This is a genomic window from Streptomyces sp. NPDC096079 (assembly GCF_040303145.1).
Lineage (GTDB): Bacteria > Actinomycetota > Actinomycetes > Streptomycetales > Streptomycetaceae > Streptomyces.
Map to the genome: position 1 here is coordinate 297,488 of NZ_JBEOST010000001.1, position 12,350 is coordinate 309,837.

Consider the following 12,350-nt stretch of genomic DNA (forward strand, 5'->3'; position numbering starts at 1 on the left):
GGCGGGCAGGTGGCCGGGCGGGTTTGCGCAGCGCCGGTACGGACCGCCGCAGGTCCGCGTACTCTGTCCCCCACCGACCGACCACCCCCGCACGAGAGAGACCCACAGCCATGCCCAATTCTCAGGACATGACGACTGCGCTCGACCCCGGTCTCCTCGATGCCCTCCAGCACCAGGTGGCCGTCTTCGCCCGGCGCGCCGAGCAGACGCGCCTGGGCGGCACGGGCCAGCTGCGCAACTCCATGGACCGCGCGGCCTACCTGCTCCTCAACCGCCTGGACCAGGAAGGCCCGATGGGCGTGAAGGCGCTCGCCGCCGGCATGGGGATCGACTCCTCCACCGTGACCCGCCAGGTCGCCCCGCTCGTCGACACCGGCCTGGTGAAGCGGACCTCGCACCCCGAGGACGGGCGGGCCGTCGTCCTCCAGCTGTCGCCGCGCGGTCTCGCGCGTCTGGAGGAGGTCCGCTCCTCACGCCGTCAGCTGATGGCCGAGGTCACGGACGGCTGGACGCCGGACGAGCGGGAGTCCTTCTGCACCCTGCTCACCCGCTTCAACACCGCCCTGTCCGCCCGGCAGTCGGCGCACGCGGGCCATGCGCCGACCGGGACCGGGCCGGAGTCCGCGCAGACCTCTTGACCCCGCACCCGCGCTGTCCTCAGATGAGGAGGTGCGAGAGCAGCAGCGCGGACGGAGCGCCGAACGGGCCCACCGCACCCGGGAGTTCCAGGCGTTCGTGGCCGGGGCGGCCGGGCGGCTGCTGCACGCCGCGACGCTACTCACCGCCGAGACCCGCGCCCGCAACCCGTACGCGCAGGCCCTGCTGACCGCCGCCCTCGCGCACACGTACGCGGTGTGGGAGCGGCTGCGCGACGAGGACCCGTACGACCTCGCGCGGCGCGACCTCGCCGCCCGCTTCGCCCGTACGGCCTGGCGGCACCACGCGGGCCAGGGAGGGGTGCTCGCCGTCCTCACCCCGCAGGAACGGCTCGTCGTCGTCCTGCGGCTGTACGAGGGGGTGGCGGAGGAGCAGGTCGCGGCGCTGCTCGGCCTGTCGGAGGCGCGGGTGCGCGCCGTGTGCGCCCGCTCGGTCGCCACCCTGAGGGCCGCCGCCCGCGGCACCACCGGGGCCGCCGCGTGAGCCGGGGCGTACGACGGACCGCGACGGGACGGGGCGTACGACGGACCGCGACGGGCCGGGGCGTCAGACCGGGGGCCGCCGCGTGAGCCGGTACGAGGACAAGGAGGCGGCGGTGCGGCGGCTGCTCGACACCCCGCACCCGCCCGTTCCCGGCGACCTGGCGCTGCGGGCGGCCGAGCGCGGGACCCGGCTGCTCCGGCACGCCCGCCGGGTGCGGCGGGTGCTGTGGGCCCTGGGCGCGGTCGCCGTGCTCGCCTTCGTGGTGTGGGCGTCGGTGGCGCGTCCGTGGGAGGTCCCGCCGGCGGAGACGACCCCGCCGTTCGACGGCTGGTGACGGCCGGAGGACCCGGCCGCCACCAGGGGACCGTCTAGCCCAGCGCCTGACGGAGGTCGGCGAGCAGGTCGTCGACGTTCTCGATGCCCACCGAGATGCGGACCAGGTCGGCGGGGACCTCCAGGGCGGAGCCCGCGACCGAGGCGTGGGTCATCCGGCCCGGGTGCTCGATGAGGGACTCGACGCCGCCCAGGGACTCGCCGAGGGTGAAGAGCTGCGCACGGTTGCAGACCTCGACGGCCGCGTCCTCGCCGCCCTGCACGCGGAAGGAGATCATGCCGCCGAAGGAGCGCATCTGCTTGGCCGCGATCTCGTGCCCCGGGTGCTCCGGAAGACCCGGGTAGAGGACCTGGGTGACCTTCGGGTGCTGGGTGAGCATCTCGGCGATCTTCGTCGCGTTCTCGCTGTGGCGGTCCATGCGCACGGCGAGGGTCTTGATGCCGCGCAGCACGATCCACGAGTCGAAGGGACCGGCGACCGCGCCCATCGCGTTCTGGTGGTAGGCGAGTTCCTCGCCGAGCGCCTCGTCCGCGGTCACCAGGGCGCCGCCGACGACGTCCGAGTGGCCGCCCATGTACTTGGTGAGCGAGTGCACGACGACGTCCGCGCCGAGCGCCAGCGGCTGCTGGAGGTAGGGCGAGGCGAAGGTGTTGTCGACGACGAGCTTCACGCCGGCCTGGCGGGCGACGCCGGCGACGGCCTCGATGTCGGTGATGCCGAGGAGCGGGTTCGAGGGGGTCTCGACCCAGATCAGCTTCGTACGGTCGTTGACCGCGCCGCGCACCGACTCGATGTCGGAGGTGTTCGCGACGGAGAAGTCCACGCCCCAGCGCTGCACCACCTTGGCGAAGAGCCGGAAGGTGCCGCCGTAGGCGTCGTTCGGGATGACCACGTGGTCGCCGGGCACGAGGAGCGTGCGCAGCAGGCAGTCCTCGGCGGCGAGGCCCGAGGCGAAGGCGAGTCCGCGACGGCCGCCCTCCAGCGCCGCGAGGTTCTCCTCAAGGGCGGTACGGGTCGGGTTGGCGCTGCGGCTGTACTCGTAACCGCCGCGCAGCCCGCCCACGCCGTCCTGCTTGTAGGTGGACACCTGGTAGATGGGCGGGACGACCGCGCCGGTCAGCGGGTCGGCGGTGTTGCCCGCGTGGATCGCGCGGGTCTCGAAGCTCTGGTGGGAGTGCTGGTCGCTCATGGGTCAGGAGCGTAGTGCCGCGCGCCGCCCGCCGCTGAGTTCGTCTCACCGGGTGTCCTGGACAATGGACACATGGAGATTCTCTGGTTCCTGATCGCGCTCGGCCTGCTGTTCGGCGTCCTCGGTCCCTATGTGCTGCGCCGCCGGGGCGGCGGCGGGATCCGGCTGGCCGCGCCGGGGGCGCCGGACGCGGCGGACCCGGAGGCGTACGGCTTCGTACGGCAGGAGGACCAGGACGTCCGGCTGCCGGGCGCGGACGAGGAGCTCCTGCACGTCCTCGACGTCGTGCAGGCCACCCAGGACTGGAAGCCGGCCTCGCGGCTGCTCGCCGCGACCGGGGCGGACGGCGAGGTGCGCTGGCAGCGCGTCCAGGCCTTCGCCGGCGCGGCCTCCCTGGAGCTCCAGGAGCGTCCCGGGGTCGGCGGGGCGTGGCTGCGGACCTGGCGGGCGGAGGCGCCGAAGGACGCGGGCGGCGCGGCCGTGCACGCCGAGTTCCTGGTGCAGCAGGCCTGGCGGTCCTCGGCGACGGGCACGGACGACTTCCGGATCATCCTGGAGGAGGCGCTGAAGGTCACCGAGGAGGCGGCGCTGCTCGCCCCCGGCGACCCGGTCCCGTACATCACGCGGCTCGCCGTGGCGCGCGGACTCGGCTACGGCCACGAGGAGTTCGACCAGGTGTGGGCGAAGGTGATCGACCGCGCTCCGGAGCACATGGGGGCGCATCTGGCGGCGCTGCACTACTGGTGCGAGAAGTGGCACGGTTCCCGCGAGGAGGCCGACCACTTCGCGACGACGGCGGCGGCCCGCGCCCCGCGGGGTTCGCTGCTCGCCGCGCTGCCGCTGTTCGCGGTCTTCGAGCACGTGCCGGACGTGGTCCTGGTGCAGGACTTCTGGCGTACGGCGGTGGTGTCGAAGGCGGTGGACGGCGCTCTGTACGCGGTCCACTCGGCCCGTGCCGACGACCCGATGCTCGCGCACGTGCGCCATCTGCTCGTCTGGTTCCTGGTCCGCTCCGAGCGCTGGGCGGAGGCCATGCACCAGCTGGTCCGGGTCGACGGCCACGTGGGCGCGGTCCCGTGGACGCTGAGCGGCGACCCGGCGGCGGAGTACACGGTCTTCCGGAACCTGGCGGTCGCGGGCTACGAGGCGAACGGCGGCAACCCGGCGACCCTGCCGCGCTGACCACGACGGGGGTGGCGGGGCCGGGAATCCCTCCCGGCCCCGCCGCGTTGTGCCTGTCGCCGACCGTCGAGGAGAGATGCAGCATGTTCCTGTCCCGCACCCCCGTCCTCCCCACTCCCGAGCAGGCCCTTCCCGGCCGTTCCGAGCCGGAGTTCTCCGTGCCCGAGCGCCACACCGTCCTCGGCAACCCGCTCCTCGGCCCCTACCCGGAGGGCCTGGAGGTCGCCGACTTCGCACTGGGCTGTTTCTGGGGGGCCGAGCGCAAGTTCTGGCAGACCGAGGGCGTCTGGACGACCCTGGTGGGCTACCAGGGCGGCCACACCCCGAACCCGGCGTACGAGGAGGTCTGCTCCGGCCTGACCGGGCACACCGAGGTCGTCCGCGTCGTCTTCGACCCGGCGAAGGTCTCGTACGAGTCGCTCCTGAAGCTGTTCTGGGAGTCCCACGACCCGACGCAGGGCTTCCGCCAGGGCAATGACGTGGGCACCCAGTACCGCTCGGCGGTCTACACCCACTCCCCCGCCCAGGCCACGGCGGCCGAGGCGTCCCGCGAGGCCTATCAGAAGGTCCTGGCGGGCTCCGGCTACGGCGAGATCACCACCCACGTCCTGCCGGCCGACGGGACCCGCCCGTTCTACCCGGCGGAGCCGTACCACCAGCAGTACCTCGACAAGAACCCCGCGGGCTACTGCGGCATCGGCGGCACGGGCGTCTCCTGCCCGATCGGCGTGGCCGGCGCCGAGTAGGGCCTCAGCCCCGCGCGGCGCGCAGCGACGCCGCCGTCGCGCGGGGGTCGTAGCCCTCGGGGGTGCCCTCGACCAGGAGGACGTCGCCGGCCATGTGCCGGGTGCGGAGGGGGATCAGCGCCTGGTAGGGCTCGGAGTCGTACCAGGCGCGGGCCTTCTCGTACGACGGGAAGCCGATGATCACCACGGCGCCGGGCCAGGTGCCCTCACGGACCTCGCGGGCCGGGGCGCCGTGGACGAGGAAGCGCCCCCCGAAGGGGTCCAGGGTGTCCTGGATGCGCTCCATGTACGAGAAGACCTCCTCGTCGAGGACGGGCTTCGGGTGCAGGTTTCCGATGGCGTAAGCGGTCATGGGTCAAGCGTGCCGGGGCATGCCGTACGGGGTCGATTACCCCGGACGTCATGCCCCGGTCGCCGTGACGGTCAGATCGTCGACGTGTCGATGACGAAGCGGTAGCGGACGTCGCTCTTCACGACCCGCTCGTACGCCTCGTTGATCTGGTCCGCGCGGATCAGCTCGATCTCGGCGCCCAGGCCGTGCGCGGCGCAGAAGTCGAGCATCTCCTGGGTCTCGGCGATGCCGCCGATCATCGAGCCGGCCAGGGTCTTGCGGCCGCCGATGAGGGAGAAGAGGCCGACCTTGACGGGCTCCTCGGGGGCGCCGACGTTCACCAGGGCGCCGTCCGTCTTGACCAGGCTCAGATAGGCGTCGAAGTCGAGCGGCGCCGAGACGGTGGAGATCACCAGGTCGAAGGAGCCGGCGAGCGTGCTGAAGGTCTCCGGGTCGGAGGTCGCGTGGAAGTGGTCGGCGCCGAGCTTCAGGCCGTCCTCCCGCTTGCGCAGCGACTGGCTGAGGACCGTCACCTCGGCGCCCAGGGCGTGGGCGATCTTGACGCCCATGTGGCCGAGGCCGCCGAGGCCGACGATCGCGACCTTCTTGCCGGGGCCCGCCTGCCAGTGGGCGAGCGGAGAGTAGAGGGTGATGCCGGCGCAGAGCAGCGGGGCGGCCTCGTCGAGGCCGATGCCCTCGGGGATGCGCAGGGTGTAGTTCTCGTCGACGACGATGTGGGTGGAGTAGCCGCCGTAGGTCGGCTCGCCGTTCTTGTCGCGCGCGTTGTACGTGCCGGTCATGCCGTTCACGCAGTACTGCTCCAGGCCGCGCCGGCAGTACTCGCAGGTGCGGCAGGAGTCGACGAAGCAGCCGACGCCGACCCGGTCGCCGACCCGGAACCTCGTGACACCGGGACCGGTCTCGGCGACGATTCCGGCGATCTCGTGGCCGGGGACCATCGGGAAGATGCCCTCGCCCCAGCCGTCGGTGGCCTGGTGGATGTCGGAGTGGCAGATTCCGGCGTACTTGATCTCGATGAGGACGTCGTGCTCGCCGACGGCCCGGCGCGGCACGGTGGTGCGCTCCAGCGGGGCGTGGGCGGCGGGGGCGGCGTACGCGGGGACGGTGGTCGCGTTCGTGGTCATGCCACCAGGCTGCCGGAGTGCGGCGGAGCCACCCAGCCACCTGCTCTGCCTACGACCGGCGTGCCTACCACTGGCAGGGTCAGGAACGTCCGTCCGTCCGCGCGGCCCGGCGGCGATAATGGGGCGGTATGGACCTCAGTGCCGAACTCAGTGAATTCCTGCGCTCCCGGAGGGCCCGGCTGAAGCCCCAGGACGTGGGCCTGCCGGAGTTCGGGCGGCACCGGCGGGTGCCGGGGCTGCGCCGCGAGGAGCTGGCGCAGCTGGCCGGGGTGTCCGTGGCGTACTACACCCGGCTCGAACAGGGCAACGGGCGCAACGTGTCCATGGAGGTCCTCGACTCGATCGCGCGGGCGCTGCGGCTCAGCGAGGCGGAGCGGGCCCATCTGACGCATCTGGCGAAGCCGACGGTGAAGAAGCGGCAGCGGGCGGCGATCGCGCGTCCGCAGCGGGTGCGGCCGGGCCTCCAGCACCTCCTGGACGCGATGGACGGGACGCCTGCCTTCCTGCTGGGCCGCCGGGGCGACATCCTGGGCTGGAACCGGATGGCGAGGGCGCTGATGGGCGACTTCGCCGCCTGGGAGCCGGGCGACCGGAACATGGCCCGGATGATCTTCCTCGATGCGAACGCGCGCGATCTCTACGTCGACTGGGAGTGCAAGGCGACCGAGGTCGTGAGCGTGCTGCGGCTGTACGCGGGCTGCTACCCGGACGATCAGCAGCTGCTCGCGCTCGTGGGCGAGCTGTCGGTGCGCAGCGAGGAGTTCCGCTCCCTGTGGGCGGCGCACACGGTGACCGACAAGGGGCACGGGCAGAAGCGGCTGCGGCATCCGCTGGTGGGCGAGATGACCCTGTCGTACGAGTCCCTGAAGGTGGCCGGGGACGATCCCGATCTGATGCTCGTGACGTACCACGCGGAGCCGGGGACGCCCTCGGCGGACGCGCTGCGGCTGCTCGCCCAGTGGGGCGTGGACGAGTCCGTGGACGTACGGAAGTGACACGAGGGGCCCCTCCCGGCGCGGGAGGGGCCCCTCGGTGCACGTCCGTGGATCAGACGGCCGAGCCGGCCTTCCACTCCGACCAGCTCATGTTCCAGCCGTTGAGGCCGTTGTCCGGCTTGATCGTCTTGTCGTTGGAGTTCTTGACGATCACGACGTCGCCGATGAGCGAGTGGTCGAAGAGCCAGGCCGCCGTCTGGTTCGGGTCGCCGGCGCCCTTGACGTCGGCGAGGCCGACGCAGCCGTGGCTGGTGTTCACGCTGCCGAAGATCGACCGCGCGCCCCAGTAGTTGCCGTGGATGAAGGTGCCGGAGGTGGACAGGCGCATGGCGTGCGGCACGTCCTTGATGTCGTACTCGCCCTTGCCGTCGTCGTCGGTGAAGCCGACGGTGGCGCCGTTCATCCGGGTCTCCTTGAACTTCTCGGAGATCACCATCTGACCGTTGTAGGTGGTGTTGTCCGGGGAGCCGGCGGAGATCGGGATGGTCTTGATCGTCTTGCCGTCCTGCTGGACCGTCATGGTCTTGGTGGCGACGTCGACGGTGGAGACCTGGTTGCGGCCGATCGTGAACTTGACGGTCTTCTGCTGCACGCCGAAGACGCCGTCGGCGCCCTCGACGCCGTCGAGGTCCAGCTTCAGGGTGACGGTCGAGCCCTCGGTCCAGTACGCGTCGGGGCGGAAGTCGAGGCGGGTCGAGTTGAACCAGTGCCCGACGACCTCCTGGCCCGAGCTGGAGGTGACCGTGACGCCGCCCTGGACGGCCTTCCGGTCGGTGATCTCCTTGTTGAAGTTGATCGAGACCGGCATGCCGACGCCGACGGTCGAGCCGTCCTCCGGCGTGAAGTTGCCGATGAAGCTGTTGGCCTTCGAGACGGTGGTGAACGAGGCGTTCTCGTGGGCCTCCAGGCCCTCCGCGTCGGTGGCCGTGGCGGCGATCTTGTAGACCGTGGCGCGCTCGAGCTGCTCGCTGGGCTTCCAGCTCAGCCCGTCGGCCGCTATCTCGCCCTTGACCGCAGCGCCCTCGGCCGAGGTCATGGTGACCTGGGTGAGCTTGCCCTCGGCCACGGTGACCTTGGCGTCGTTGTTGATGGAGGCGTTCTGCGCGCCGTTCTTCGGCGAGATGGTGATCTGCGCCTTGGAGGTCTTCTGCGCGGCCGCCTCGTCGACCTGGGCCTGTGACTGCGGCGTCGCGGAACCGGAGGCGCTGCCGCCCTTGTCCCCGTCGTTGCACGCCGAGAGCACGAGTACGCCACCGAGCACCGCGGCCGCGGCCGCCAGGCTCCTGCGGCGCTTGCCGACCGTCATCACACGCTTCTCCATCGTCGCCGGTTCCCTGCCAACATCTTCTATGAACGCCCATGACACCCCGTCCGGTTCCGTGACCGGAGGGTTTGTGGGGAACACCACTGATCCACACGCGTGTGCGGGGCATCCGGTTCCCGGAGCCGCGTACGGGCCCCGGGACGGCGTCCCGGGGCCCGTACGACCGTGCGGGGCCCGCCTTACGGCTGGTCGTCGTCTTCCTCGGCACCATCTTCCTCGCCGAGGTCCCACTCCAGCGCATCGGGGTCGTAATCGATCTCCTCGCTGCTCCAGGAGGCCTGGACCATCTCGATCCCGGGGACGTCCCGGATCAGGTCGAAGGGCTCGACGAGGTAGGCGAGCGCCTCGGCGCTGTCCTCGCGCGCGGCCTCGCGCGCGTGCACCCGCTCCTCCTCGGGCATGAACTCGTCTCCGTCGATCCGGGCCTCGGCGGCCTCGGTCAGTTCGGCGGGTCCGTCGATCTCCAGGACGACATCGACGCGAAGGCGGACGTAACGGGTGCTCTCAGATGTGCTCATGGGTCGGAGCGTAGGGGGCCGGGGGCCCTCGGCTTTCCCGCGACCCGCTGTGTTCCGTAGCATCGGCGCACCGACCAATTCGCGGTTTCCGCAAGGGGGATCGAAATTTCCGTGTCCGCCGCCCGACGCCCACTGCTGACCGCCGCCGCCGCCGGGACGCTGCTGTGCGCCCTGTGGTTCGTGCCGTCCGCGAACGCCATCGACCAGGACGGCGGGACGAGGATCGGGGTGACCCGGGACGGGCCCCTGACGGACGACGGCCGCCTGCCCGGGACCGGGGGCCGGGACACCACGGCGTACCTCCTCAGCGGGACGGGTTTCCTCGGTGTCGGGGCGGGTTTCGTGGCGCTGGCGATGCGCCGCCGGGGCCGCGCCTTCTGACCTCCGTACGGACGCGGGAAGGGCCGCCCCGGATGCCGGGGCAGCCCTTTCCGTGCGCGTACGGCGCGTCGTTACGCCAGCGGACCGGTGACCGGCTCCACCGCCGCGACCAGCGCGCCCGCGCGCACGAACGCGTCGGCGGCGGCCAGGTCGGGGGCGAGGAAGCGGTCCGGGCCCGGGCCCTCGACGCCGGCCGCGCGCAGGGCCTCGATGGCGGCCTGCGAGGCGGGCGCCGGGGTCAGGCCCGCGCGGAGCTCGATGCCGCGGGTGGCGGCGTACAGCTCGACCGCGATGATCCGGTTGAGGTTGCCGACCGCGGTGCGCAGCTTGCGTGCGGCGGACCAGCCCATGGAGACGTGGTCCTCCTGCATCGCGGAGGACGGGATGGAGTCGGCGGAGGCCGGGACGGCGAGCCGCTTCATCTCGCTGACCAGGGCGGCCTGGGTGTACTGGGCGATCATCAGGCCCGAGTCGACGCCGGCGTCGTCCGCGAGGAACGGCGGGAGGCCGTGCGAGCGGTTCTTGTCGAGGAGCCGGTCGGTGCGGCGCTCGGCGATGGAGCCGAGGTCGGCGGCGGCGATCGCGAGGAAGTCGAGGACGTACGCGACGGGGGCGCCGTGGAAGTTGCCGTTGGAGGCGACGCGGCCGTCGGGCAGCACGACCGGGTTGTCGACGGCGGCGGCCAGTTCGCGCTCGGCGACCAGCCGGGCGTGGGCCAGGGTGTCGCGGCCCGCGCCGGCGACCTGCGGGGCGCAGCGCACCGAGTAGGCGTCCTGGACGCGGGGGGCCTCGCCGGCCTGGGCGTGGCCGGTGAGGCCGGAGCCCTTGAGCACGGCCAGCATGTTGGCGGCGGAGGCGGCCTGGCCGGGGTGCGGGCGGATGGCGTGCAGCTCGGGTTCGAGGACCTTCTCGGTGCCGAGGAGGGCTTCGAGGGAGAGCGCGGCGGTGATGTCGGCCGACTTGTAGAGGGTGTCGAGGTCGGCGAGGGCCATGACCAGCATGCCGAGCATGCCGTCGGTGCCGTTGAGGAGGGCGAGGCCCTCCTTCTCCTTGAGCTCGACGGGCGCGATGCCGGCGGCGGCGAGCAGCTCGCCGGCGGGCCTGACCTCGCCGTCGGGGCCTTCGGCGTCACCCTCGCCCATGAGCGCGAGGGCGCAGTGGGAGAGCGGGGCGAGGTCGCCGGAGCAGCCGAGGGAACCGTACTCGTGGACGACCGGGGTGATGCCGGCGTTGAGGACGTCGGCCATGGTCTGGGCGACCTCGGGGCGGACGCCGGTGTGCCCGGAGGCGACGGTCTTCAGCCGGAGGAACATCAGGGCGCGCACGACCTCGCGCTCGACGCGCGGGCCCATGCCGGCGGCGTGCGAGCGGACGATGTTGCGCTGGAGCTGGGCGCGGAGCTCGTGGCCGATGTGCCGGGTGGCGAGCGCGCCGAAGCCGGTGGAGACCCCGTAGACGGGCTCGGGCTTGGCGGCGAGCGCGTCGACGATGTTCCGGGCGGCGGCGAGGGCGTGCACGGCCTCGGTCGACAGCTCGACGCGGGCGCCGTGGCGGGCGACGTCGATGACGTCCTGCGGGGTCGTGCCGGACGTGCCGAGGACGACTGTCTGCATATCCATATTCAGCACCCTACGGACTGAAGACCTACATGTCACTAGTCGACTTCGTCACCGCCCCTCCAGGGGACGGACCCTTACGGGGCCAACCCTCGTCGACGACCCCCCGTCTGCGCCCGCCACCCACCCCGACGGCACCGCCTACCGGGAATCGTCCACCGGAGGGTCCCCCGGCGGAGGGCCCGTCGGGAAGGGGTGCGCCGACGGGGGACCCACAGGCGGCGCGCTCGCGTCCGGCGCGGGGCCCGGAGGTGGGGGGTTCGCCTCCGCGGGGGCCGGTGGCGCGGGGTCCCGGGTCAGCGGGCCCGTCGGCGGTGCGTCGCGGAAGCGGCGGCGGTCGCGGGCGCCCGGAGGGGCGTCGGCGAGGCGGATGACCGTGCCGTCGCGGCCCGCGACGACGGGCTTCGACGAGCGGTCGGCCTTGGCCTGGTACTGGGCGGCGTCGGCGAGCCGGAAGAGGCGCCGGGCCGACCTGAGCGGGCCGATGGGGTCGCCGGTGGACGCCACCCCGCAGGCCACGCCCTCGCCGAGCTCCAGCTCCGCCGCCCGCACGCACAGCTCCTCGGCCACCGCGACGACCTCGTCCGCCGTCGGGCCGACGGTGAGCAGGCAGAACTCGTCGCCGCCCAGGCGGGCCGCCAGCGCCCCGGGGAGCATGGCGCCGCAGCGGGAGAGCACCGAGCCGAAGCGTTCGAGGAGACGGTCGCCGACGGCGTGGCCGTGGGTGTCGTTGACGCGCTTGAGGCCGTTCAGGTCGCAGACCAGGAGGCTCACCACGGAGCCGTCCACCCGGTAGCGCTCGATGGCCTCGTCGAGGCGGGTGTCGACGGCCCGGCGGTTGGCCAGGCCGGTCAGGGGGTCGGTGAAGGCCAGCTTGCGGACCTCCTCAAGCCGCTCGGCCTGGGCGATGCCGGCGGCGACGACGGCCGCCAGAACGGTCGCGAAGTCGGCGTCCGCACGGGTGAAAGGTTTCTCCCCTGGTGGCCGGGCCACGTACAGCTCACCCCACGCGCGCCCGTGCAGCACGATCGGGGCGACCACGCAGCAGCCGCGCCCCCGCCGCCGCAGGCCGGCCACCCGGCCGGTCGGGACGGGGTCGTCGACCGTCTCGACCCAGGCATCCGGCTTCCCGCCGCCCGCCCACTGCTCGTGCAGGAACTCGGTGATCTCGGGGAACTGGTGCACCGGATACGTCTCCGAGTCCGGGAACTCCTCCTCGCCGACGGCCCGGTCCCCGGCGTTCACCAGGACCTTGAGCCGGCCGTGGTCCCGCTGCCAGACCGACAGGGCGGCGAAGCTCCCGTCGAGCCCCTCGCAGGCGCCGAGCGCCGCCGCCCGCCAGAACTCACGCGGAGTGTGCGCCGCCGCGATCCCCTGTGCCAGCGCCACCACGGCCCGCAGCCGCACATCCTCACCCATTCCTCCAGCTTAGGGAGGTTTGATCCGTTT

The 12,350-nt window shown here is 72.7% G+C and carries 14 protein-coding genes; 7 read left to right on the plus strand and 7 right to left on the minus strand.

From position 1 onward, the window contains the following. Positions 1-110 precede the first annotated feature (110 nt). The 3 genes from ABTY59_RS01370 to ABTY59_RS01380 all read left to right on the plus strand — a co-directional run bounded on the left by ABTY59_RS01370 (position 111) and on the right by ABTY59_RS01380 (position 1,474). On the plus strand, positions 111-638 hold the full coding sequence (locus ABTY59_RS01370) for a MarR family winged helix-turn-helix transcriptional regulator (RefSeq protein ID WP_352016850.1): 528 nt from the start codon (positions 111-113) through the stop codon (positions 636-638). A gap of 31 nt (positions 639-669) precedes the next feature. Beyond that, positions 670-1,140, plus strand: a complete 471-nt coding sequence (locus ABTY59_RS01375) for a sigma factor-like helix-turn-helix DNA-binding protein (RefSeq protein WP_352016851.1) — start codon at positions 670-672, stop codon at positions 1,138-1,140. 82 nt (positions 1,141-1,222) lie between these two features. Beyond that, the gene (locus ABTY59_RS01380) at positions 1,223-1,474 is read left to right on the plus strand and encodes a hypothetical protein (protein ID WP_352016852.1); all 252 of its coding nucleotides are present in this window, start codon (positions 1,223-1,225) and stop codon (positions 1,472-1,474) included. A gap of 34 nt (positions 1,475-1,508) precedes the next feature. Here the strand turns inward: ABTY59_RS01380 and ABTY59_RS01385 are convergent, their stop codons facing one another. Further along, entirely contained in the window at positions 1,509-2,663 is a 1,155-nt protein-coding gene (locus tag ABTY59_RS01385) for a cystathionine gamma-synthase (protein WP_352016853.1), read from the minus strand. Positions 2,664-2,735: 72 nt separating this feature from the next. Between ABTY59_RS01385 and ABTY59_RS01390 the strand changes: the two genes are divergently transcribed. Together ABTY59_RS01390 and msrA are read left to right on the plus strand one after the other, a co-directional pair. After that, on the plus strand, positions 2,736-3,845 hold the full coding sequence (locus ABTY59_RS01390) for a hypothetical protein (protein WP_352016854.1): 1,110 nt from the start codon (positions 2,736-2,738) through the stop codon (positions 3,843-3,845). Positions 3,846-3,928: 83 nt separating this feature from the next. Then, complete coding sequence (gene msrA / locus ABTY59_RS01395; protein ID WP_352016855.1) at positions 3,929-4,591, plus strand: peptide-methionine (S)-S-oxide reductase MsrA; 663 nt, start codon at positions 3,929-3,931, stop codon at positions 4,589-4,591. Positions 4,592-4,595: 4 nt separating this feature from the next. Here msrA and ABTY59_RS01400 read toward each other — a convergent pair whose 3' ends face one another. Beyond that, a complete protein-coding gene (locus ABTY59_RS01400) occupies positions 4,596-4,943 on the minus strand; it encodes a DUF1330 domain-containing protein (protein WP_352016856.1) in 348 nt (115 codons plus the stop codon). 71 nt (positions 4,944-5,014) lie between these two features. Beyond that, entirely contained in the window at positions 5,015-6,067 is a 1,053-nt protein-coding gene (locus tag ABTY59_RS01405; RefSeq protein WP_352016857.1) for an NAD(P)-dependent alcohol dehydrogenase, read from the minus strand. A gap of 128 nt (positions 6,068-6,195) precedes the next feature. On the opposite strand from ABTY59_RS01405, the gene ABTY59_RS01410 reads away from it, so the two are divergent. Next, complete coding sequence (locus tag ABTY59_RS01410) at positions 6,196-7,062, plus strand: helix-turn-helix domain-containing protein (RefSeq protein WP_352016858.1); 867 nt, start codon at positions 6,196-6,198, stop codon at positions 7,060-7,062. 52 nt (positions 7,063-7,114) lie between these two features. Here ABTY59_RS01410 and ABTY59_RS01415 read toward each other — a convergent pair whose 3' ends face one another. After that, positions 7,115-8,383 carry a L,D-transpeptidase gene (locus tag ABTY59_RS01415; protein WP_352016859.1) on the minus strand — a complete coding sequence of 423 codons (1,269 nt, stop codon included), beginning with the start codon at positions 8,381-8,383 and terminating at the stop codon, positions 7,115-7,117. Positions 8,384-8,565: 182 nt separating this feature from the next. After that, on the minus strand, positions 8,566-8,904 hold the full coding sequence (locus tag ABTY59_RS01420) for a hypothetical protein (protein WP_352016860.1): 339 nt from the start codon (positions 8,902-8,904) through the stop codon (positions 8,566-8,568). A 111-nt stretch (positions 8,905-9,015) separates the two neighbouring features. Here ABTY59_RS01420 and ABTY59_RS01425 point away from each other — a divergent pair, with 111 nt between their 5' ends. Continuing rightward, positions 9,016-9,285: an LPXTG cell wall anchor domain-containing protein gene (locus ABTY59_RS01425; RefSeq protein WP_352016861.1), complete on the plus strand. Its 270-nt coding sequence runs from the start codon at positions 9,016-9,018 to the stop codon at positions 9,283-9,285. A 71-nt stretch (positions 9,286-9,356) separates the two neighbouring features. Here ABTY59_RS01425 and hutH read toward each other — a convergent pair whose 3' ends face one another. Both hutH and ABTY59_RS01435 read right to left on the minus strand, forming a co-directional pair. Further along, the gene (gene hutH / locus ABTY59_RS01430; protein WP_352017297.1) at positions 9,357-10,898 is read right to left on the minus strand and encodes a histidine ammonia-lyase; all 1,542 of its coding nucleotides are present in this window, start codon (positions 10,896-10,898) and stop codon (positions 9,357-9,359) included. Between the two features lie 144 nt (positions 10,899-11,042). Continuing rightward, a complete protein-coding gene (locus tag ABTY59_RS01435; RefSeq protein WP_352016862.1) occupies positions 11,043-12,320 on the minus strand; it encodes a GGDEF domain-containing protein in 1,278 nt (425 codons plus the stop codon). Between the last annotated feature and the right edge of the window lie 30 nt (positions 12,321-12,350).